We start from the raw sequence: 20,545 nt of genomic DNA, 5'->3' as shown, positions 1-20,545 counted from the left end.
ATTAAGCCGGTTGCAAGAGGTGCGGGTGTAACCATCTGGGCGAGACATACGAAAGAAGCCCCTATGAGCCTGTTCACTCCCGACCTCTATCGCAATTTCGGCATCGGTTTCGGTGTCGGCGCCGTTGCTGTTCTACTGACCAATGGCAGCGAATGGCTCGCCGCCGTGCCGCAGTTGGTCGCTTCGATCCTGTAATGCGCCTGCGCGCCGCCCTTGCCGCCGTCATGCTGGCGCTGGGGGCTTCTGCCTGTCAGCAACCGGTACTGGCTGCGGAACAGGCGGTCGCGGCACCCAAGGCGCAGCGTGTTGCCAAGGAAGGACCGGGGCTCAAGACCGCGATCTTCGCAGGCGGCTGCTTCTGGGGTGTCGAGGGTGTTTTCAGCCATGTGAAGGGCGTGACCAGCGCGGTTTCCGGCTATCATGGCGGGACCGAGCGGCAGGCGAGCTACAAGCTCGTCTCCAGCGGCATCACCGATCACGCCGAGGCCGTGAAGGTCACCTATGATCCCAAGATAGTCCGCTATGACCAGCTCCTGCGGATCTATTTCTCGGTGGTCGCCGATCCGACCCAGTTGAACCGGCAGGGCCCGGACCGCGGCGCACACTACCGCGGGGCCATCGTCCCCATGTCAGCCGAACAGAACACCGTCGCCAAGACCTATATCGCGCAACTGACCGCGGCAAAGCTGTGGAACCGCCCGATCGTCACGCGGATCGAACGCGCGCAGGCCTTCTATCCGGCCGAAAACTACCACCAGGACTTCATGCTCAAGAACCCGCGCCACAGCTATATCGTGCGTTGGGATGCGCCCAAGGTGAAGGCGCTCAAGGCGATGTATCCGGGTGTCTACTCGGCGAGCTTCCGGCGCGACTAACTTGCGATAGGCGGCTCGCGCGCCTACTTCTTCGCGCATGGCCAGACATGCGCATGCACACACCGAACACGAAGGCGACGACCTCATCGAGGCGGCCCGTCACACGCTGACCGACAATGGCGAGCAATGGACCGGCATGCGTCAGTCGGTGTTCGAGGAGCTTGCCCGCCACGACAAGCCGGCCAGCGCCTATGACATTGCCGACAATCTCTCGCAGAGCCGCGGCAAGCGGGTCGCGCCCAACAGCGTCTACCGGATCCTCGACCTGTTCGTGCGCACCAATCTTGCCAACCGGATCGAGAGCGCCAATGCCTATCTGGTCAACACCCATCCGGGGTGCCGCCACGACTGTATCTTCCTGATCTGCGACGATTGCGGCAAGGCCACGCATATCGACGACGACCGCGTCACCGGCGCGCTGCGCGTGGCGGGGCAGGACGCGGGCTTCACCGATGTCCGCCCGGTGGTCGAACTGCGCGGGCTATGCGACGATTGCGCGCGCTGAGGCGCGCCGTCAAACCGTTCATTTGCGGCGATAAAGCGTTCATCGACAGTTGCGTTTCGCGAGTGTAGAGCTTGTCCGCATGACAAGTCGCCCCAAGACCCCCCTCCTCGATACGGTTAATACACCCGACGATCTGCGCAAGCTGGGCAAGGACCAGCTCCGCCAGCTGTCCGACGAATTGCGCGCCGAAATGATCGACGCCGTCGGCACCACCGGGGGCCATCTGGGATCGGGACTGGGCGTGGTCGAGCTGACCACCGCAATCCATTATGTTTTCGACACGCCGCAGGACAAGCTGGTGTGGGACGTCGGCCACCAATGCTATCCGCACAAGATCCTGACCGGGCGCCGCGATCGCATCCGCACGTTGCGCCAGGGCGGCGGGCTGAGCGGGTTCACCAAGCGCAGCGAAAGCGAATACGATCCGTTTGGTGCGGCGCATAGCTCGACCTCGATCAGCGCAGCGCTCGGCTTCGCCATGGCCAACAAGATGCAGAACCGGGCCGGTCGCGGGATCGCGGTGATCGGCGACGGCGCGATGAGCGCGGGCATGGCCTATGAAGCGATGAACAATGCCGAACAGGCGGGCAACCGGCTGGTCGTCATCCTCAACGACAACGACATGTCGATCGCGCCGCCGGTGGGCGGCCTGTCCGCCTATCTCGCGCGGATGGTGTCGAGCAGCGAGTATCTCGGCCTGCGTTCGATGGCGTCGAAACTCGCCAAGAAGCTCGGCCGACGCGTCTGGGGCGGGCTGGAAAAGGCCGAGGAATACGCCCGCGGCATGGCGACCGGCGGCACGCTGTTCGAGGAACTCGGCTTCTATTATGTCGGCCCGATCGACGGGCACAATCTCGATCACCTCATCCCGGTGCTCGAGAACGTCCGCGACAGCGAACAGGGCCCGGTGCTGATCCATGTCGTGACGCAGAAGGGCAAGGGCTATGCCCCGGCCGAAAACAGCGCCGACAAATACCACGGGGTCGCCAAGTTCGATGTCGTCACCGGCGAACAGAAGAAATCCAAGGGCGGCCCGCCCGCCTATCAGAACGTCTTTGGCGAAACGCTGGCGAAGCTCGCCGATAGCGACCCGCGCATCTGCGCCATCACCGCCGCCATGCCCAGCGGCACCGGCGTCGACAAATTTGCGCAGGCGCATCCTGGCAGGGCCTTCGACGTCGGCATCGCCGAACAGCACGGGGTGACTTTCGCTGCAGGTCTCGCCGCCGAGGGTATGCGCCCCTTCGCCGCGATCTATTCGACCTTCCTCCAGCGCGCCTACGACCAGGTGGTGCACGATGTGGCGATCCAGAACCTGCCCGTGCGCTTTGCGATCGACCGCGCCGGTCTGGTCGGCGCGGATGGCTGCACGCATGCCGGCAGCTTCGACATCACCTATCTCGCGACGCTGCCCAATTTCGTCGTCATGGCCGCCGCCGACGAAGCCGAACTGGCCGCGATGACCTATACCGCAGCCGAGTATGACGACGGGCCGATCGCCTTCCGCTACCCGCGCGGTGCGGGCACGGGCGTTGAGATTCCCGAGAAGCTGGAAAAGCTTGCCATTGGCAAGGGCCGCATCGTGCGCGACGGCACCAAGGTGGCGATCCTGTCGCTCGGCGCGCGGCTGGAGGAGGCCAAGAAAGCCGCCGACCAGCTCGAGGCCAAGGGCCTGTCGACGACCGTCGCCGATATGCGGTTCGCCAAGCCGCTCGACACCGGCTTGATCGAGAAGCTGATGCGCAGCCACGAAGTGGTGGTCACGGTCGAGGAAGGCGCCGTGGGCGGCCTTGGCGCGCATGTGCTGACCTTCGCGAGCGACACGGGCCTGACCGATGCCGGGCTCAAGGTGCGCACCATGCGTCTGCCCGACACGTTCCAGGACCAGAACGACCCGGCGAAGCAATATGACGAAGCGGGCCTCAACGCCCCGCAGATCGTCGACACGGTGCTCGCAGCATTGCGCCACAACAGCACCGGAGTGGAAGAAGCGCGCGCCTGACCGGCGATTTGGGGCGGCCTCTTCCCCCAGCCTGATCCTTCCCCTGCCGGGAAGCTAAAAAATCGCGGGCATCATACGATGCCAGCTGGGTGCTAACTCTTTCGCAGCGCCGCCGGGAGTGGCAGGACGGTCGGTGAAAGAGAGGCTGCATGACCCTGCTGACTACCGACACGTCGAATCACGTCACCACGCTTACGCTCAATCGTCCCGACACGATGAACCCGCTTGGGGCCACGGGTGACGGGGATGCCTTCGCCGCCGCCTGCGATGCGATCAATGCGGATATGGAGGTGCGCTGCGTGATCCTGACGGGCGCGGGGCGCGCGTTCAGCGCGGGCGGCGATATCAAGGCGATGAAGGAGCGGACCGGGACCTTCGGCGGGACCGCGCCCGAGATATCCGACGGCTACCGCAACAACATCCACAAGGTGCTGCGCGCGCTCTACGGTCTGCGCGTGCCGCTGATTGCCGCGGTCAACGGGCCGGCGATCGGGCTGGGCTGCGACCTCGCCTGCCTCGCCGATATGCGTATCGCGAGCGACCGCGCGAAATTCGGCGTCACTTTCCTCAAGCTCGGGATCATTCCCGGCGATGGCGGGACCTGGATCCTGCCGCGGATCATCGGCGAGGCGCGCGCTTCCGAACTGTTCTACACCGGCGATGTGATCGACGCGGCCACCGCGCGTGACTGGGGTCTCGTCAGCCGCGTGGTCGAGGGCGAGGCGCTGATGGACGAGGCGCACGCGCTCGCGGCCAGGGTTGCCGCGATGCCCCCGCATGCGCTGCGCCATGCCAAGAACCTGATGCGGCAGGGGCGGTCGGTGACCTATGACACCGCGCTCGAAATGGCGGCCAACACGCAGGCGCTGATGCATCTGACCCAGGACCACATGGAAGGGGTGGATGCGCTGATCGAGAAGCGCGCCGCCAAATTCACGGGCGACTGACGCGGCGTAGCGCCCGCCTGCGGCTTGCCAGTTGCGGTAAAATCGGAGAGACTTTGCCCGCGAGGGGGATAGCATGCCCGTAGGAGTGCTCGAAGTCATCGTCTGGACCTGCGTCGGCCTGTTCGTCGGCGTCGTCCTGCTCGGGTTCGCCGCGCTGGTCGGCTGGTGGCACCCCCGCGACGAGGAAACGGGCAAATGGCTCAAACGCTCGGTCGTCTTCCCGCTGGTCGGCGGCGTGGTCGGTTTTGCGACCCTGGAGTTCGGCAGCGGACGCGATACGCCGCCTCCACCCGAACCGACCCCGACCGTATCACCCAGTTCGACGCCTTCACCGTTCCTGCCGACCGGCTCACCCACGCCGACCCCCCGCCCCACGCCGACAGAAACACCTAAGCCCCCCGATCCCGGTCCGCTGGCTGAGGCGTGTACTGTCTCGGTCCCCCAGTCGCTGACCAGCTGGGCAGACGAGCAACTGGGTGAGCCCCCTGCCTTCACCTGCGCGGGCCGCCAGCCATATCCGACCTGCCTCGACCCGCTGCGCCAGCGCTCGCGCCCTGAAATATCGTCGGCGGCGGCGCGTGAGTGCGGCGATGCGCTGGCCGCCTTCCGCCGTGAATATGTCGCCCCCGTCTATGGCGCAAAGGCCACCTATCAGGTCAATCTCGACACCGCTGAAGCCGCCTTGCGGCTGCGTACCTCGGATGAGGCGGTGGAGCGATATGACTACGTCACTGCCGAAATCAGCCGGATGAACGGACGCGAGTGGGATGGGTTCGTCGCCATCGACCGCCAGTCGCGGGAAGACATGCGCGCCTGCCAGGACGAGCGGCGGTGCCTCGACGAATAAAGGCTTGTTACAGCCAGCGCCACAGTCCTGCAGGAATGCCATTGGCGTGAATGTGGGCATAGGTCGCGGCGAGCCAGATGATGAACCCGCCGATCCAGGCGATAGCGCCCGCCCTCGCCAGCCCGCCGAAGCGCGGCCAATAGCTGGTCCGTTCTTCCCACCCGGTCCATGCGTCGCCCATTTGGCTTTCCTTCTTGCGGTCCTGCAGATGCGCCCCGAGCAGCGCCAGCAGGCCGATCGCGCCCGCGAGAATGATCTGGCGCGGCGTCGGGCTGAGCAGGATATGCGTCGCGGCCCACAGCGCGATCGACCACATCATCGGGTGCCGCGTGACATGGAAGACGCCGTGGGGAGCAAGCGCGGCATGCGCCGCCGCGCGCGGATCGGGCAGCGCGGGATTGCGCTGGAACGACCCCGCCAGCAGGACCGAAGCAAGCAACATGATCACCGTGGCAATCGCCCATAGGAGGTCACCCGATCCGTTCCACAAGGAGAGCCCGCCCGGCCCGACCGCACGAAACGCCATTGCCGCCCAGACGAATGTCGCGAGCGCAACCAGCGAATAGAGCGCGCGAAAGCCATTCTCGCCCAGCGCGCCGACCAGCGGCGCACGTAGGGGGTGCGACAGCGCAAAATGCATTCCGACAAAGGCGAGTGAAGCGGCGAGCAGCGAAACCAAGGCCTGATCCATGACCGACTCCCATGTTTACAGCGTCAACATGGATAGCAGAACCGGACTGCGAAGCAAGCGGCAATCGCGGTGGCTGGATTATGCGGCGGGTTCGATCCCGAGCAGCTGGACGGTGAACAGCAGCGTCGCCCCGCCGGGGATCGGCCCCTTGCCGCCTGGCCCATAGGCGAGGTCGGCGGGTGCGGCGATCTCGATCGTGTCGCCCACGCCCATTTCGGGGATCGCCATCTGCCATGCCTTGATCAGCCGGCCCAATGGGAAAGTCGCCGGTTCGCCGCGGTCGAAACTGCTGTCGAAGGTCTCGCCATCGAGGAAGGTACCCGCGTAATGCACGGTCACCGTATCCTCGACGCGCGGCTTGTCGCCGCTGCCCGCATAGTCGACATAGCGCCACTTGAGCCCGGCCGGCATCGCGCGCCAGCCGTCCTCATGCGACAGTCCGCCGAGATAGGCTTGCTGCGCATTCATCCAGGCGATGTCCTGCGACCGATCGGGCGGCGTATCCTGCGCGGATAGCGCATGGAAGCCAACTGCGGCGGCGGCCGCGCCCAGCGCGAGCAGGGTGGTGCGCATTTCCTTCACCGGCCTACCAGTCGTAGCCCTTGGGCAGATCGCTCTCGTCGAGATCGCGATAACGCTCCTTGAGACGGCTCTGGTGGTTGTCCAGCGGCTGCTCCACGCCGTCGATGAACACCTTCACCGGCATCGATCCCACTTGGAGCGGATCGCCGTCCCAGATCACCAGGTCGCCCATCGCACCCGGGGCGAGCACCCCGGCCTGGCCGCCCATGCCGCTGATGCTGGCGGGCACCGAGGTGATCGCCGCGAAGGCCTGGCCCCAGCTCAAACCGTCGGCCCCGGGCATGCGGGTCAGCGCCACGAGATTGCCCGCATACTGGTTGAGGTTGCGCGGGTTCTCCATCGCCGCGGCGTTGAGCGCGACCTTGACTCCGGCTTTCACCATCCGCCCGATATTGCTCTGCGTTGCCGCCAGCTCCTCGAAATTGGCAGGCAGATCATCGAGTCCGTCGGCGATGACAGGCACGCCGGCTGCAGCGATCTCGCGGGCGACGAGCCAGCCTTCGCTGGCGCCAACGAGCACGAGGTCGAGGCGCGGGAATTCGCGCTTGAGCGCCAGCGTGCTGCGGATGTCGGAAGCGCGCTCGACATAGACGTAAAGCGGCTGTTCGCCGCGGACGACCGGGGCCAGTGCCGCCGCGTCGAACCGGGTGAGCAGGACCTCGTCGCTGCGGATGTCGGCGCTGGTGGCCGCGCGGTTGGCGCTCGCCTCGCGCAGCGCGGCGCGCAGCAGCGTGTGCGTGGCGACGCGGCTGCCGCCCGCGATCCGCCCGCCATATTCGCCGAGCGCGACGACCTGGAAGGCGCGCGCCTGCGTAACCGCGTCGGGATCGGCCCCCAGATCGATCACCGCGCCCTGCCCGCCGAAGATCGAGCTCGAGGGCAGCGTCACCGTGGCGGCGCGGGTGATGCCCGAGGCGCGGTGGACGAGGATGTGCTGCGAGGAAGGATTGATCACCGGAGCCACGTCGAGCGCGGCGCTGAACGGCGCCCCACCGGCGCGCGTATCGTTCGATTCGCTCACCGCACCGACGTCCCACAGGCCGAGGCTGGTGAGGGTCGCGAAAATGCCCGGGGTAACCCAGGCACCGTTCGCGTCGATCGCGGGAAGGTTGCTGGCGGGCGTACCGCTGCCGATCGCGGAGACCTTGCCGTTCTCGACCACGACATAGCCGCTCTCGATCGGTTCGCTGCCATCGCCCGAGGCGACGGTGGCGTTGGTCACGACGAAGCTCTGCGCGGCGGCAGGTGCGGCGACAGCGATCGCGGCGGAGGCGAGAAGCGTTGCGAGAGCCTTCATTTCACGTCTCCTTCACCGGGCTGGCCGAGCTCGAAATCGCTCACCGGACGCCGCTTGCGGTCCATCGCATCGAACATCAGCGCGCCATCGACCCAGACCTTTTCGGGCCGCGAATAGACCGACAGCGGATCGCCGTTCCACAGCACGACGTCGGCCATCTTGCCGGCCTCGAGGCTGCCGGTCATCTCGGCGATGCCCATGGCCTTGGCGGCGTTGTAGGTGAACCAGCCGACCACTTCGGCGTCGGGGATGTCGATCCCCAGCCGATGCCCGGCGGCCTGCGCCTTGGCCGCTTCCTGGTTGAGCCGCTGGATGCCGTTCTCGTCATCGGAATGGATCACCACGCAGGCATCCGCCTGGCGCAGCAGCGCCGCGTTTTCGAGGATACCGTCATAGGCTTCCATCTTGAAGCCGTACCAGTCCGCCCAGATCGCGCTGCAGACGTCGTTTTCGCGCAGCAAATCGCCGATCTTGTAGGCTTCGACCGCGTGATGGAAGGCGGTGACCTTGTAGCCCATCTCCTTGGCCATATCCATCACCAGCGCCATTTCGTCCGCGCGGTAGCAATGGTTGTGGACGAGGATTTCGCCGTCGAGCACGCCCTTGAGCGTTTCCTTGCCCAGATCGCGCTTCTTGCCGTCATAGGCCTCCGCATCGAGCCACATCTGCCGGTTGACCGCGAAATTGCCCATCCGGGTCGAGGGCGTGCGGCCCTTGCCGCCATAGACGCGCTTGGGGTTCTCGCCGCAGGCCATCTTCATGCCATAGGGCGCGCCGGGGAACTTCATCCCCTGCACGGTCCGCGCGGAAACGTTCTTCAGCGTGACCGAGCGGCCACCGGTCAGGTTCGCCGAACCCGGCAGGATCTGCAGGCTGGTGACGCCGCCATTGGCCAGCGCGCGGGTAAAGCCCGGGTCCTGAGGCCAGACCGAATGCTCGGCCCAGACTTCGGGCGTCATCGGGCTGGTCGCTTCGTTGCCGTCGGAATGCGCCTGCACGCTGGGGGTGGGATAGTCGCCCAGGTGCGAATGGATGTCGATCACCCCCGGGGTGACGAACTTGCCGCTGCCATCGATCCGGTCGTAGCCCTCGGTGGCCAGCGAGGCATCGCCGACGGCAACGACCTTGCCGTCGCGGAACAGGACGGTGCCGTTGTCGATCCGGCCGCCTCGGCCGTCGTACACGGTCGCGCCGATCAGCGCCGTCGGACGGCCGGGATAGGGGGTGTAGGTCGAGGGGAAGGGGGCATTGCCATCCTTGCCAACCGGCGCGGTCCAATCCTTGGTAGAGGCCGAGGCCAAGCCGTCGCCCCCGGTGGTGGAACATCCGGCAACCGCGAATGCGGCCGCGCAGGCGAGCAAGGTATATTTCTTCATGGAACCCCCAATGCAGTCGGGCCGGAGCATCGCTGCCCCGGCCCGTGCGGTCAATTGCGTTTTGTCGGCGCTATCAAGCAGTTCGCAGATTGGCACCGGATAGCGGATCAGCCCAATGGGCGTGTTTCCGGATGGATACCGGCGCCTTGCGGTTCGCCCGGACCCTCGCTCTGGCCGAGCAGGTCGTCGCCGACATCGTCGTCCTGAAGCGTATCGAGATGCATGAGCTTCTTGATCAGCGGGCTGATGACCATCACTCCGACACCGATCGCGATCGCGTACCAGCCGACGGTCGAGTAGACGTCGAGCACGACCTGCTTGCCCGCCTCCTCGCCCACGCCTTCGGCACCGGTGGCCGAGGCGATCAGGCCGGCGGCGAAGTTGCCGGTGGCCGAAGCGAAGAACCAGGTGCCCATGATCAGCGACGCCATATGTGACGGCGCCAGACGGTTCATGGCCGAGAGGCCGACCGGTGACAGGCACAGCTCGCCGGTGGTGTGCAGCAGGTAGATCAGGAAGATGAACAGCACGGGCACGGCCGCGTCCATGCCGACCGACTGCGCGCCCCATACGAGGACGAGGAAGCCAAGGCCGACCTGGACGACACCCAGGCCGAACTTGAGCGGAGCGCTGGGTTCCATCCCCTTGCGGCCAAGCGTTTGCCAGGTAACCGCAAACACCGGGGCGAGCAGGATGATGTAGATCGCATTGATCGACTGGAAGGTCGACGCGGGCACGCCGCCGCGATCGACATGGCGATCGGTGAACAGGTTGAGGCTCGAGCCCGCCTGTTCGAACAGCGCCCAGAAGACGATCGAGGTCAGGATCAGGAACATCGCTGCGAAAATGCGGTCGCGTTCTTCGCTGGGCAGCTTCACCACCGCAGTGAACAGCACGTAAAGCACCAGCGACCCACCGAAGAGGCCGAGCACGTAGCCGACCATGTCCTGATACTGGATCGCAAGCCAGCAGACGCCGACCAGCGCGATGCCCACGCCGTACATCGACCATTCGGTCTTCTTGGCAAGCTGCTTGGGCGGTTCGCCGCGGCCGAGCAGCAGCGGCTTGCCCCAGACGAACACGACCAGGCCCGCCAGCATGCCGATCCCTGCAAGACCAAAGCCATAGGCCCAGCCATAGGTTTCGCCGATATAGCCGCACAGCAGCGAACCGATTGCGGCGCCCAGGTTAATGCCCATGTAGAAGATGGTGTAGGCCGCATCGCGGCGCGTATCGGTCCGCGGATAGAGCTGGCCGACAATCACCGAGATATTCGCCTTGAGGAAGCCCGATCCGACGATGATCAGCGCCAGTGCCAGCCAGAAAACGTAGACGATCGGATTGTTCTCCGTCCCCGCGGCGGGATCGCCTTCGAAGGCCATGAAGAAATGGCCGAGCGTCAGCAGGACCGCGCCGAACAGCACCGCCTTCCTCTGTCCCAGATACTTGTCGGCGAGATAGCCGCCGACCACCGGGGTGATGTACACCAAGGCGGTATAGGCGCCGTAGATGATGCCCGCATCGCTGTCCGAAAACAGCCAGTGCTTGGTCAGGTAGAAGATCAGCAGGGCGCGCATCCCGTAGTAGGAAAAACGCTCCCACATCTCGGCGAAGAACAGGACGAACAGTCCCTTGGGGTGGCCCAGGAATGTTCCTGCCGAATCCCCGTCAACCGGTTGTGTTGTGGCCATGCGTGGCAAACCTCTTGTAGTGTTCAGGAAGCCGCACACAGGGCTTCCTCCCCGAAGAAGCGGGCACCCTAACGGCTTGCGCGCTCATGTGAAGCATTAGTTACACTCGTGACCGGCTGGTTCGCGAATGGCGGTTTGGCCGGGAACCTTGCGCGCTCCGGTGTATTATGGCACTGATGCAGTCAGCTTCGGGGAACACGTGATGCGCAACCAGTCCAAGCCGGTCTATCTCAAGCTGCGTGACATGATCGCAGCGGCGATTATCGACGGACGCTATGCCGAAGGCGACATGCTGCCCTCGGTCCGCGCGCTGGCTGCCGAGCAGGGCGCCAATCCGTTAACCGTCGCCAAGGCTTACCAGCAGTTCCAGAACGACGGTCTGGTCGAAGTCCAGCGCGGGGTCGGCATGTATGTCGTCGACGGCGCAGCCGAGCGCCTGCGCCGGTCGGAACGCGACGCTTTCCTGCGCGAGGAATGGCCCGAGATCAGGGCGCGGATGGACCGCCTTGGCGTCTCGGCCAGCGAACTGCTTGCCGAAGCCTGAGGGCCGGGCTGAAATTTACAGCTGTGAACTTGCGGGGAACCGCGGCTTCTGCCACAACCAGCGGATTGGAATCGGGCAAGAAAGCATGATTTCGGTGGGGCGCGTGGTAATAACCCATTTGTGGCCGAGTGGGCCAGGAGACGCCAAATGATCCGATCCGAACTTCTTACTGCCCTTGCCCAGGATAATCCCGAGCTGCGGGCCGAAGAGGTCGAACAGGTCGTGGACGTCTTCTTCGAAGAAATTGCCCAGCGCCTGAGCGAAGGCGGACGCGTCGAACTGCGCGGGTTCGGCGCCTTTTCCACGCGAGAGCGCGAAGCGCGCAAGGGTCGCAACCCGCGCACCGGCGAAACGGTCGATGTGCCCGCCAAGCGCGTGCCCTATTTCAAGCCCGGCAAGGATATGCGTCGCCGTCTCAACGACGACTGACGTTTCCCTATAGCTCAAGATCGACGATTGCCCGCCCGCCGGGCAGCGATTAGGGCTGCTTGCCGCAGGCGGGTGTGGCGGAATGGTAGACGCCGGGGACTTAAAATCCCCTGTCCTTTGGACGTGTGGGTTCGAGTCCCACCACCCGCACCAGCGCTGTCGCATCCCTTCGATGAACCAAGCGCGCCCTACCGCGAATAATTCGCAAGGGGTTTATCTCCGCGTTAACCCCTAGCGTTATATTAGGGGCCTTCAAAGGATCGCTGGGCCAGGGAACCGTGGCAGACAAGCCGTAGCTGCGGGTACCTGGAGAATTTAGGGGCGATGGAATTTACCACCGAACTCTACATGGACGATAACGCTTCCTCGACCGGACCCGAACAGCGCGCTGCGCCGCGCTTCATCTCGCTTATCCGCGCGGCGAAACTGGTGTGCGGGCAGGGCGAGTTCGTCTGCGTTATCCGCGATGTCTCGGCGACCGGCGTATCCGTGCGCACCTTCCATCGCTTGCCGACCGATGCGGCGATCGCGCTCGAACTGCAGAACGGTGAAACCTACGAGCTGGAACTGGTCCGCTCCGAGGGCTTCGAGGCGAGCTATCGTTTCGTCACCCCGATCGCGGTCGAACAGCTGATCCAGGAAGACTGGGGTTACCCCAAGCGTCAGCTGCGTCTCAACATCATGCTTCCGCTGGTGGTGTCCGCGCTGACGGGCCGGGGCAAGGCGGTCACGCTCAATGTCTCGCAGCAGGGTGCGCGGATCGAATGCGACCACGTCTTTTCTATCGACCAGCGCGTGACGATTTCCTGCGACCAATTGCCCGACATCCGCTGCACGGTGCGCTGGCGCAAGGATGCCAATTACGGGCTGGTGTTCGAAGATACCTTTACGCTGGCCGATTTCGCCAAGCTGGCGGCCAAGGTGCAATGCCCCGCGCTGCTGCAGGACCAGAGGTAATACGCGCTGCTGTTCAAGGCGACTTCGTCACGCCTGGTCGGGCGCTAATCTAGCTAACCACGAAATCCATCGCGGCGCCGTTGATGCAATGGCGCTTGCCGGTCGGCTTGGGCCCATCGTTGAAGATATGGCCCAGATGCCCGCCGCAGTCGGCGCAATGCACTTCGGTGCGCGGATAGCCGATCTTGTAATCGGTGGCGGTGCCGACCGCGCCCTTGTCGATGGCCTGCCAGAAGCTGGGCCAGCCGGTTTTCGAATCGTATTTGGCCCTTGAGCTGTAAAGCGCATTGCCGCAGCCCGCGCAGGTGAAGGTACCCGCCCGCTGTTCGTCATTGAGCGGTGAGGAATAGGGCCGTTCGGTCCTCGCCTCGCGCAGGATCGCGAATTCCTGTTTGCTGAGCCGCTGGCGCCATTCGGCGGCCGTGTACTTTATCCGGAATTCCTTCGCCTCCGCCGCGCCTGAGCCGCACGCGGCCAGTCCCGCAAAGCTCGCAGAGGCACCGATCCAGCCAAGCAGGCGGCGGCGATCGAGGGACAGGTCGGTCATCGGGTGCGGTCTCATGGCGTGGAGGAATAGCCCCCCACGCCTGAACCTACGCTTGAACCGCGCGGCGGGTTACCGCCCGCCGTCAGAACTGGGTGACCTCGACCTCGAGCTTGCGGAAACCGTGGACGAAATTCGCCCGCACGCGCTCGATATCGCCCGCGACATGCACGCGGATGCGGCGCTTGTGCATTTCCTCGAGCAGGATCCGTAGCTGGAGCTCGGCCAGGCGCGCGCCGACGCAGCGGTGGATGCCATAACCGAAAGCGATGTGGCGGCGGGCATTCTCGCGCGTCAGGTCGAGCTTGTCGGGATTCTCGAACACTTCCTCGTCGCGATTGGCCGAGAGATACCACAGCACGACCTTGTCGCCCTTCTTGATCGTCTGGCCGAACACTTCGGTATCCTCGGTGCAGGTGCGCCGCATATGCGCGAGCGGGGTCTGCATGCGGAGCATTTCCTGCACCGCATTGGGGATCACGTCGGGGTTCTGTTCGAACAGCTTGCGCTGCTCGGGGTTCTTGTCGAGCTGGTAGATGAAGCCGCTCATCGAATTGCGGGTGGTGTCGTTGCCGCCCACGATCAGCAGGATCAGATTGCCCATGAATTCCTGCGGGCTCATCTGGTTCATCGCTTCGGAATGGATCATCATCGAGATGAGATCGTCGCCCGGTTCCTTGTCATGCGTGCGCTCGATCCACAGCGACTGGAAATAGGCCGCCATCTCGTTGAGGAAGCCCCAGCGCATCTCATCGAGATCGCGCACGGTGGCGAGTTCGGTATCGCCCGCCCAATCGGACCAGAAGGTCAGCAGGCGGCGGTCTTCCCAGGGGAAACCGAACAGGATCGCGAGCATGCCCGTGGTCAGCTCGATCGAGACCTTGTCGACCCAGTCGAACACTTCGCCGCGCGGCAAGCTGTCGAGCAGTTCGCCGGTACGCTGGCGGATCTCGCCTTCCATCTCGGCCATGCCGCTGGGCGTGAACTTGGGCGCAACGGTGCGTCGCTGGCCGGTGTGCTGCGGGCGGTCCATGGCGATGAACATGGGCAGCTCGCGCCGCTCCTCGATCCCCGCCTCGGCCAGTTCCTCATCGGTCAGCCGGTTGAGGATGGTGATCCCGCCATGCTCCCAGCTGGAGGAAAAGGTGTCGGGCAGCGCCTCGATATGCTGGATCGCCTTGTGGCCGACCACCGCCCAATAGGGGCCGAAGGGGCTTTCGGGGATGTAATGCAGCGGTCCGGCTTCGCGCATCTCCTTGAAGATCGGCTGCCAAGTGTTCTCGGAATAGATGTCGCTGCGGCTGACATCCCATTTGTGCGGGTGGCTGAGGCGTTCCTCGGGGTGCTCCGCAAAATGCTGTTTCAGCGCTTCATGCGCTCTGGGTTCGGTACGGCATTGGGGGCGTTCGATTGCAGCAGTGGCCATGTCTCTCTCCTCGCGGGAGCGACTCCATCCGCCGCTCTCCCTCCTATGCCGCCCATCCTGCCTTAACTGACACGTGTGTCAATAGTGCGTTGCAAATCGCCACCCAACGAGGTCGTTGATCCAGATGCGAGTTCTTACGCGGGTTCGGTCCCGCCGACATGCCCCTTCACCGCGCGTCCGCCGCGGCCCGATTTCATCACCCGGCGGCGGAAGATCATCGCCCCGAAGCGGACGAACAGGATCACGCACAGCGCCTGCCAGCCAAGCGCGAGCGCATGCGGCCACAGCGCGTCCGACTGCGCCGCGCGCGCCAGCATGGCGAAGGGCGAGGACAGCGGGAAAATCGCGGCGAACAGCTCTATCGGCGAACCGGGGCGGGTGATCGAGGACGCGGCGAGGAAAAACACCAGCAGCTGCGCCATGGTGACGGGCATCGACAGCGTCTGCACCTCGCGCACGGTCGTCGCCATCCCGCCAATCGTCAGGAACAGCGAGCCGAGCAGCAGATAGCCCATCGCGAAATAAATAATCCCGAACAGCAGGAACAGCGGCCAGCCCAGCGCGGGTTCGGGCAGTTGCGGCAATGCGCTACCGGCCAGCAGGCCGATCGCCGCGCCCGCGGTGGCCCACACCGCAATGCCGACCAGGCTGATGCCCAGCATGGCGGCCAGCTTGCCGAGAAAGACGGCGTCCATCGGAATGGCCGCGGCGAGCACTTCGATGATCTTGTTGGCCTTTTCCTCGACGAGGTTGGAGAGCACCATGCCCGCCAGCAGCATCATCAGCAGGAACAGCAGCAGCTGCCCCGCCTGCGCGGTACGGATACGGTCGCTGCGCTGCGCGGCGACACTGGTCGCGACCGGGCGCGCGGTAACTTCCGGATAGGCGGTTGCGGTCCCCCTGCCGGCATCGGCGGCGATCAGCGCGATGGGTCCGCTCCAGTATTCTATCGCGTCTGCCGGCGCAGTCAGCGCGGGCGCGGCCACCGTGCCGCTGATCACCGCGGTATAGTTTTTGCCCGGCTCGCGCAGGATCTGTTCGGGCGAGGCTGCGCTGGCGCTCGACTGGAGTTCGGGCAGTGCCATGCCGATCTGCGGGGCGAGCCGTGCGCGTGCCGCGATCATCGCCTGCGTGTCGGCCTCCGCCATGGCCACCGCGACAACGCGGGTATTGGCGTCGCGCTGCACTTGTCCGCCGATCCCGCCTGCCAGCGCCCCGATAACGATCGGGAACAACGGGCCCAGCAGGAAGAAGAAGAATGCGCGGCTGAACAGGATGGCGTGGAAATCGCGCTTTGCCACGACGCGCGCGGCTTCGAACAGCGACAGGCGGGTGGTGTCGGTCATCGCGAGGCTCCTGCGGCCTGGTCTTCCTCGAGCGCGCGGGCCGCCGCTTCGCCCGCAATCTCGACGAAGGCATCGTGCAGACCGGCGCGCTCGATCGACAGCGACAGGATACCGGCTTCGCCATCGATCAGCTGCTTGAGCAAGGCTTCGATTCCTGTCTCGGGAACGGGGAAGAACCAGAAATGGCTGCCATCCCCCTTGTCATTATGGCGGGCATCCGCGGGGAGCGCCGCGCGCCAGGCCCCGTCGCGCTGGCGCGTCTCGAGCCGGACCTGCGCGGGGATGCGGTCGCGTGCGGAATCGACCGACCCGGCATAGGGGACCTTGCCCCCGGCAATGATCGCGACCTCGTCGCATAGCCGCTCGGCATGATGGATGACATGGGTCGAGAAGATCACCGTGGTGCCATTGTCCGCCAGCTCGCGGATCATCACTTCGAGCTTGCCCTGGTTGATCGCATCCAGCCCGCTGAAGGGCTCGTCGAACACCACCAGGCGCGGGCGGTGGACCAGCGTGCCGAGCAATTGCACCGTCTGCGCCATGCCCTTCGACAGCTGGCGGATCTGCCGGTCGACCGCATGGCCAAGGCCGTGGCGTTCGAGCAATTCGCGCCCGCGCGCCTTGCCTTGGGCGGTGGGCAAACCGCGCAAGGCGCCCATGAAGGCGATCGCCTCGTCGCATTTCATCGCCGGGTAGAGCCCGCGTTCCTCGGGCAGGTAGCCGATCAGCTTGGCGACCTCATGCGGGCGATCATTGCCGAACACGCGGCGCACGCCCGCGTCGGGATCGATAATGCCCAGCAGCATGCGCAAGGTCGTGGTCTTGCCCGCGCCATTGGGTCCAAGGATGCCGTAAATGGCGCCTTCGGGCACGGCGATATCGACGCCGTCGACCGCCAGCGTGCCATCGAAGCGCTTGACCAGCCCGTGGGCCTCGATAGCGAGCGGGCGCTGGTCGCCAGCCGGGGGTCGCGTCATGGAGCCTGTCTCGGTAAGCATGCGCGCATGATTAGTGGCTGGCAGTGAACGGGAGCACCCGCAAGCGTGGTTAATGCAGGATTGCAGGCGGAATTGCGCGCCGAGGCCCTCAGGCTGGGTTTCGTCGCCTGCGGATTTGCATCTGCTGCGCCCGACCCGCAGCGCGCCGCGCGGCTCGAGCACTATCTGGGCGAAGGGCGGCACGGCGCGATGGACTGGATGGATGCGCGCAAACAGCAGCGCGCCTCACCGCAAGGATTATGGCCCGAAGCCAACAGCGTGATCGCACTGGGCATGAGCTATGCGCCCGATGTGGACCCTCTGGCGCTGGCGGCCGCGCCGGAGAAAGCGCGCGTTTCGGTCTATGCGCAGGGGCGCGACTATCACGACGTGGTCAAGAAGGCGCTGAAAGCGCTGGCGCGCTGGCTGATCGCGCGCGAACCGACAAGCGAACTCAAGGTCTTCGTCGATACGGCGCCGGTGATGGAAAAGCCGCTGGGGGAGGCGGCCGGGATCGGCTGGCAAGGCAAGCACACCAATCTGGTCAGCCGGTCGCATGGCAGCTGGCTGTTCCTCGGCGCAATCTATTCGACGCTCGAATTCGCGCCCGACCTCTCGCATCCCGATCGCTGCGGAAATTGCCGCGCGTGCCAGGATGCCTGCCCGACCGACGCCTTCCCCGCGCCCTACCAGCTCGATGCGCGGCGCTGCATTTCCTACCTCACGATCGAGCACAAGGGGCCGATCCCCGAGGAGTTTCGTGAGGCGCTGGGCAATCGCATCTATGGCTGCGACGATTGCCTCGCGGTCTGCCCATGGAACAAGTTCGCCGATACGGCGCACCGGCACCTCAAGCTGGCGCCGCGCGAGGAGCTGATGGCGCCCGACCTGGCTGCCTTCCTGGCCTTTGACGATGCGGGCTTCAGGCAGTTCTTCTCCGGCTCGCCGATCAAGCGGGTTGGGCGCGACCGCTTCGTGCGCAACTGCCTTTATGCGGCAGGGAATAGCGGTTCGGCAGCTCTCGCTCCGCTTGTCGAAGGGCTGCGCGGTGATCCCGATCCCGCGGTTTCCGAAGCGGCCGATTGGGCTGCGGCAAGGCTCGCCTAGTCGTTGCGATAAGTCCGGTCGTGCTCGCCCAGCAGCGGGGCGGGCGCTGGATCGGGCGCTTCCCAGGCGGAAAAGCGCGACGGCTCGCGCATCTCGACCAGCGCGCCTTCGGTGGGGTGTTCGCGGCGCATGAAAAAGCCCGACGCTTCAAGATGGGGCTCCTGCGCCATGTCGGCCATGTCGCGCACCGGCATCGCGGGGATCGCATTGGCGTGCATCAGCGCGACCAGTTTGTCGGTCGCGAAACCGGCGGTGAGTTCGGCGATGCGGGCATAGAGTTCGGCCTGCCCCGCGATCAGCCCTTCGGGCGTGGCGAAGCGCTCTTCTCGCGCGAAGGCCTCGTCGCCCATCAGCGCGATCACCTTGGTGAAATGGTCGAGCCGGTAAGGCACGATGCTGACATATCCGTCGCGGGTCGGGAACGGCTGGCGATCCGGGTCGACCTGGCGGCCATAGCAGGGCGGGCCGACGGGCGGCTCGAAAGTGTTCCCGCCAAGGTGCTCCTTGAGCATGAAGCTGCTGAAGGCCTCGAACATCGGCACTTCGACATGCTGGCCTTGCCCGGTCCGCAGGCGGTGTACCACGGCGGCCATCACCGCATAGGCGGCGTGCAGTCCGGCGACCTTGTCGGCGATCAGCGATGGCAGGTAGCGCGGGCGCTCGTTGCCGTCTGCGCGCGGCAGCAGGGTGGTGGTGCCGCTGGCGGCCTGGATCACGTCGTCATAGGCCTGCAGCCCGGCATAGGGCCCGCCCGAGCCGAAGCCAACGCAATGTGCATAGATGATGTCGGGAGCAAGCGCGCGCACGCTGTCGTAATCGAACCCGAGCCGCTCGATCGCTTCGGCGCGGACATTGTGGATGAAGATGTCGGCATCGGCGAGCAAATCGCGCAGTATCGCGCGGTCGGCCTCCTGCTTGAGATCGAGCACCAGCGACTGCTTACCGCGATTGAGCGCGATGTACCCCGGGCCCATGGCCTTGCTGCGCGCGGAGGGCGCGCCGTAGCGGAACACGTCGCCGCCGGGGGCTTCGACCTTGATCACCTCGGCCCCAAAATCGGCGAGGATCTGCGTGCAATAGGGCCCGAACACCACCGAGGTCATGTCGATCACGCGAAGCCCTTCGAGCATCGCGCGACCGTCCCCGGCTGCAATCACAGCATGTCCTTGAGCGGCACCGCGCTGTCGGCAAGCACTTCGGGATCCACTTCCGCGCGCGCCATCACCAGCTTGCGGCCCTGCACGTAATCCTTGGTGTTGTTGACGCAATCGAGCGCGATCACCACGCCTTCGCGCAGATAGACCACGCTGAACTTCTTGTCCGCCGGATCGCCGCGCAGCACGGTGGCATCATAGCCGATCGATATGCCCACGGTCTGCAGGCGCAAATCGTACTGGTTCGACCAGAACCATGGGACCGCATCATAGGCCTGCTTGTCGCCCATGATCGCCTTGGCCGCGATCGTCGCCATGTCATTGGCATTCTGGACCGATTCGAGGCGGATGACCTTGTTGTCGGCATAGGGGTTGGCGTGGCTGGCGCAGTCGCCGATGGCATAGATGTTGTCGAGCGTAGTGCGCCCGTACGCGTCGACATCGACCCCGTTCGAACCCGCTGCCCCCGCAGCGATCAGCGGCCCCACAGACGGCACGATGCCGATCCCCGCGATGATCACATCGCAGGCGATCGTCTCGCCGCTGTCGGTCATCACGCCGGTGACGCGGCCGTTCTCGCCGGTGATCGTCTCGACCGCGGTCGACAGCCGCAGATCGACGCCGTGTTCGCGGTGATAGGCAGCGTAGAATTCGGACAATTCGGGACCCGCGACGCGCGCCAGCACGCGGTCGAGCACTTCGACCACGGTGACCTGGCAATCGAGCTTGCGGAGCACCGCCGCTGCCTCGAGCCCGATATAGCCCGCCCCGACGATCACTGCGCGCTTGGCCCCGGCGGCGAGCTCTTCCCTGAGCGTATCGACGTCGCGCCGCGTGCGGACGTAGTGGATGCCGGCATTGTCGCTACCCGGGCACGACATGCGGCGGGCATCGCCGCCGGCAGCCCAGACCAGCTTGCGATAGGTAATCCGCGTGTCGTCGGACAGGCCCAGCTCGCGCGCGACCGGGTCGACCTCGTTGACGTTGCGGCCGAGGCGCAGCTCGATGTCCTTGTCGGCCCAGAATTGTTCGGGGCGTATCTGGATACGCTCGAATGGCTTCTCGCCCGCAAGATATTCCTTCGAGAGCGGGGGGCGTTCGTAGGGCGGATTGCGATCGCGGCTGACGATGAGGACCGAACCCTCATGGCCGTTCTGCCGCAATGCGATGGCGGCCTGGGCCCCGCCATGCCCCGAGCCCACGATGACGATATCGAAATGTTCCATCGCCGCGCTGGCTGGCGCGAAA

At 65.3% G+C, this 20,545-nt stretch carries 21 protein-coding genes and 1 tRNA gene; 11 read left to right on the top strand and 11 right to left on the bottom strand.

Annotation, left to right across the window (positions count from 1 at the left end; genetic code table 11):
* Positions 1 to 63 precede the first annotated feature (63 nt).
* The 6 genes from VWN43_RS13895 to VWN43_RS13870 all read left to right on the top strand — a co-directional run bounded on the left by VWN43_RS13895 (position 64) and on the right by VWN43_RS13870 (position 5,176).
* A complete protein-coding gene (locus VWN43_RS13895; protein WP_301298842.1) occupies positions 64 to 195 on the top strand; it encodes a hypothetical protein in 132 nt (43 codons plus the stop codon).
* Complete coding sequence (gene msrA / locus VWN43_RS13890; protein ID WP_320181339.1) at positions 195 to 875, top strand: peptide-methionine (S)-S-oxide reductase MsrA; 681 nt, start codon at positions 195 to 197, stop codon at positions 873 to 875. The genes VWN43_RS13895 and msrA overlap by 1 nt, the downstream gene beginning before the upstream one ends.
* A 37-nt stretch (positions 876 to 912) precedes the next feature.
* Positions 913 to 1,380: a Fur family transcriptional regulator gene (locus VWN43_RS13885; RefSeq protein ID WP_320181340.1), complete on the top strand. Its 468-nt coding sequence runs from the start codon at positions 913 to 915 to the stop codon at positions 1,378 to 1,380.
* Positions 1,381 to 1,459: 79 nt separating this feature from the next.
* Positions 1,460 to 3,382, top strand: coding sequence for a 1-deoxy-D-xylulose-5-phosphate synthase (gene dxs / locus VWN43_RS13880; RefSeq protein WP_320181341.1), 1,923 nt, complete (start codon positions 1,460 to 1,462; stop codon positions 3,380 to 3,382).
* Between the two features lie 149 nt (positions 3,383 to 3,531).
* Positions 3,532 to 4,329, top strand: coding sequence for a crotonase/enoyl-CoA hydratase family protein (locus VWN43_RS13875; RefSeq protein ID WP_253521212.1), 798 nt, complete (start codon positions 3,532 to 3,534; stop codon positions 4,327 to 4,329).
* Positions 4,330 to 4,402: 73 nt separating this feature from the next.
* Positions 4,403 to 5,176 carry a hypothetical protein gene (locus tag VWN43_RS13870; RefSeq protein ID WP_320181342.1) on the top strand — a complete coding sequence of 258 codons (774 nt, stop codon included), beginning with the start codon at positions 4,403 to 4,405 and terminating at the stop codon, positions 5,174 to 5,176.
* A gap of 7 nt (positions 5,177 to 5,183) precedes the next feature.
* Here the strand turns inward: VWN43_RS13870 and VWN43_RS13865 are convergent, their stop codons facing one another.
* From VWN43_RS13865 to VWN43_RS13845, 5 genes are all read right to left on the bottom strand, one after another.
* Positions 5,184 to 5,867: an NnrU family protein gene (locus tag VWN43_RS13865; RefSeq protein ID WP_320181343.1), complete on the bottom strand. Its 684-nt coding sequence runs from the start codon at positions 5,865 to 5,867 to the stop codon at positions 5,184 to 5,186.
* Between the two features lie 78 nt (positions 5,868 to 5,945).
* Positions 5,946 to 6,440 (bottom strand): FKBP-type peptidyl-prolyl cis-trans isomerase, encoded by a 495-nt coding sequence (locus tag VWN43_RS13860; RefSeq protein WP_320181344.1) that lies wholly within the window; start codon positions 6,438 to 6,440, stop codon positions 5,946 to 5,948.
* 13 nt (positions 6,441 to 6,453) lie between these two features.
* Positions 6,454 to 7,746, bottom strand: a complete 1,293-nt coding sequence (locus VWN43_RS13855; protein ID WP_320181345.1) for an amidohydrolase family protein — start codon at positions 7,744 to 7,746, stop codon at positions 6,454 to 6,456.
* Positions 7,743 to 9,122, bottom strand: coding sequence for an amidohydrolase (locus VWN43_RS13850; RefSeq protein WP_320181346.1), 1,380 nt, complete (start codon positions 9,120 to 9,122; stop codon positions 7,743 to 7,745). Before VWN43_RS13850 ends, VWN43_RS13855 begins: the two co-directional genes overlap by 4 nt.
* A 107-nt stretch (positions 9,123 to 9,229) precedes the next feature.
* A complete protein-coding gene (locus VWN43_RS13845) occupies positions 9,230 to 10,813 on the bottom strand; it encodes a peptide MFS transporter (RefSeq protein ID WP_320181347.1) in 1,584 nt (527 codons plus the stop codon).
* A 202-nt stretch (positions 10,814 to 11,015) separates the two neighbouring features.
* Between VWN43_RS13845 and VWN43_RS13840 the strand changes: the two genes are divergently transcribed.
* From VWN43_RS13840 to VWN43_RS13825, 4 genes are all read left to right on the top strand, one after another.
* The gene (locus VWN43_RS13840) at positions 11,016 to 11,357 is read left to right on the top strand and encodes a GntR family transcriptional regulator (RefSeq protein WP_253523079.1); all 342 of its coding nucleotides are present in this window, start codon (positions 11,016 to 11,018) and stop codon (positions 11,355 to 11,357) included.
* A gap of 48 nt (positions 11,358 to 11,405) precedes the next feature.
* Positions 11,406 to 11,786, top strand: a complete 381-nt coding sequence (locus VWN43_RS13835; RefSeq protein ID WP_320182162.1) for an integration host factor subunit beta — start codon at positions 11,406 to 11,408, stop codon at positions 11,784 to 11,786.
* 68 nt (positions 11,787 to 11,854) lie between these two features.
* Positions 11,855 to 11,939 (top strand) — tRNA-Leu (locus VWN43_RS13830).
* A gap of 171 nt (positions 11,940 to 12,110) precedes the next feature.
* Positions 12,111 to 12,743: a PilZ domain-containing protein gene (locus VWN43_RS13825; protein ID WP_253521228.1), complete on the top strand. Its 633-nt coding sequence runs from the start codon at positions 12,111 to 12,113 to the stop codon at positions 12,741 to 12,743.
* A gap of 49 nt (positions 12,744 to 12,792) precedes the next feature.
* Here the strand turns inward: VWN43_RS13825 and msrB are convergent, their stop codons facing one another.
* The 4 genes from msrB to VWN43_RS13805 all read right to left on the bottom strand — a co-directional run bounded on the left by msrB (position 12,793) and on the right by VWN43_RS13805 (position 17,036).
* Complete coding sequence (gene msrB, locus VWN43_RS13820) at positions 12,793 to 13,290, bottom strand: peptide-methionine (R)-S-oxide reductase MsrB (RefSeq protein WP_320181348.1); 498 nt, start codon at positions 13,288 to 13,290, stop codon at positions 12,793 to 12,795.
* An 82-nt stretch (positions 13,291 to 13,372) separates the two neighbouring features.
* Positions 13,373 to 14,713 carry a cytochrome P450 gene (locus tag VWN43_RS13815; RefSeq protein ID WP_320181349.1) on the bottom strand — a complete coding sequence of 447 codons (1,341 nt, stop codon included), beginning with the start codon at positions 14,711 to 14,713 and terminating at the stop codon, positions 13,373 to 13,375.
* Positions 14,714 to 14,847: 134 nt separating this feature from the next.
* Positions 14,848 to 16,059: an ABC transporter permease gene (locus tag VWN43_RS13810; protein ID WP_320181350.1), complete on the bottom strand. Its 1,212-nt coding sequence runs from the start codon at positions 16,057 to 16,059 to the stop codon at positions 14,848 to 14,850.
* Positions 16,056 to 17,036, bottom strand: a complete 981-nt coding sequence (locus VWN43_RS13805; protein ID WP_320181351.1) for an ABC transporter ATP-binding protein — start codon at positions 17,034 to 17,036, stop codon at positions 16,056 to 16,058. Before VWN43_RS13805 ends, VWN43_RS13810 begins: the two co-directional genes overlap by 4 nt.
* A 66-nt stretch (positions 17,037 to 17,102) precedes the next feature.
* On the opposite strand from VWN43_RS13805, the gene queG reads away from it, so the two are divergent.
* Entirely contained in the window at positions 17,103 to 18,143 is a 1,041-nt protein-coding gene (gene queG / locus VWN43_RS13800) for a tRNA epoxyqueuosine(34) reductase QueG (protein WP_320181352.1), read from the top strand.
* Here queG and VWN43_RS13795 read toward each other — a convergent pair.
* Both VWN43_RS13795 and VWN43_RS13790 read right to left on the bottom strand, forming a co-directional pair.
* Complete coding sequence (locus VWN43_RS13795; RefSeq protein ID WP_320181353.1) at positions 18,140 to 19,273, bottom strand: CaiB/BaiF CoA transferase family protein; 1,134 nt, start codon at positions 19,271 to 19,273, stop codon at positions 18,140 to 18,142. The genes queG and VWN43_RS13795 overlap by 4 nt on opposite strands.
* 23 nt (positions 19,274 to 19,296) lie before the next feature.
* On the bottom strand, positions 19,297 to 20,523 hold the full coding sequence (locus VWN43_RS13790) for an NAD(P)/FAD-dependent oxidoreductase (protein WP_320181354.1): 1,227 nt from the start codon (positions 20,521 to 20,523) through the stop codon (positions 19,297 to 19,299).
* Positions 20,524 to 20,545: the final 22 nt, after the last annotated feature.

The organism is Qipengyuania sp. HL-TH1, assembly GCF_036365825.1.
GTDB classification, from domain to species: Bacteria; Pseudomonadota; Alphaproteobacteria; order Sphingomonadales; family Sphingomonadaceae; genus Qipengyuania; species Qipengyuania profunda.
This window is presented reverse-complemented; position numbering and strand designations above follow the sequence as displayed.

Coding starts and splice junctions, on each gene's coding strand:
- dxs (WP_320181341.1), top strand. CDS start 1,460: ATGACAAGTCGCCCCAAGACCCCCCTCCTCGATACGGTTAATACACCC.
- msrA (WP_320181339.1), top strand. CDS start 195: ATGCGCCTGCGCGCCGCCCTTGCCGCCGTCATGCTGGCGCTGGGGGCT.
- VWN43_RS13825 (WP_253521228.1), top strand. CDS start 12,111: ATGGAATTTACCACCGAACTCTACATGGACGATAACGCTTCCTCGACC.
- VWN43_RS13815 (WP_320181349.1), bottom strand. CDS start 14,713: ATGGCCACTGCTGCAATCGAACGCCCCCAATGCCGTACCGAACCCAGA.
- VWN43_RS13845 (WP_320181347.1), bottom strand. CDS start 10,813: ATGGCCACAACACAACCGGTTGACGGGGATTCGGCAGGAACATTCCTG.
- VWN43_RS13895 (WP_301298842.1), top strand. CDS start 64: ATGAGCCTGTTCACTCCCGACCTCTATCGCAATTTCGGCATCGGTTTC.
- VWN43_RS13865 (WP_320181343.1), bottom strand. CDS start 5,867: ATGGATCAGGCCTTGGTTTCGCTGCTCGCCGCTTCACTCGCCTTTGTC.
- VWN43_RS13810 (WP_320181350.1), bottom strand. CDS start 16,059: ATGACCGACACCACCCGCCTGTCGCTGTTCGAAGCCGCGCGCGTCGTG.
- VWN43_RS13875 (WP_253521212.1), top strand. CDS start 3,532: ATGACCCTGCTGACTACCGACACGTCGAATCACGTCACCACGCTTACG.
- VWN43_RS13805 (WP_320181351.1), bottom strand. CDS start 17,036: ATGACGCGACCCCCGGCTGGCGACCAGCGCCCGCTCGCTATCGAGGCC.
- VWN43_RS13870 (WP_320181342.1), top strand. CDS start 4,403: ATGCCCGTAGGAGTGCTCGAAGTCATCGTCTGGACCTGCGTCGGCCTG.
- VWN43_RS13850 (WP_320181346.1), bottom strand. CDS start 9,122: ATGAAGAAATATACCTTGCTCGCCTGCGCGGCCGCATTCGCGGTTGCC.
- VWN43_RS13885 (WP_320181340.1), top strand. CDS start 913: ATGGCCAGACATGCGCATGCACACACCGAACACGAAGGCGACGACCTC.
- msrB (WP_320181348.1), bottom strand. CDS start 13,290: ATGACCGACCTGTCCCTCGATCGCCGCCGCCTGCTTGGCTGGATCGGT.
- VWN43_RS13795 (WP_320181353.1), bottom strand. CDS start 19,273: ATGCTCGAAGGGCTTCGCGTGATCGACATGACCTCGGTGGTGTTCGGG.
- VWN43_RS13840 (WP_253523079.1), top strand. CDS start 11,016: ATGCGCAACCAGTCCAAGCCGGTCTATCTCAAGCTGCGTGACATGATC.
- VWN43_RS13860 (WP_320181344.1), bottom strand. CDS start 6,440: ATGCGCACCACCCTGCTCGCGCTGGGCGCGGCCGCCGCCGCAGTTGGC.
- VWN43_RS13855 (WP_320181345.1), bottom strand. CDS start 7,746: ATGAAGGCTCTCGCAACGCTTCTCGCCTCCGCCGCGATCGCTGTCGCC.
- VWN43_RS13790 (WP_320181354.1), bottom strand. CDS start 20,523: ATGGAACATTTCGATATCGTCATCGTGGGCTCGGGGCATGGCGGGGCC.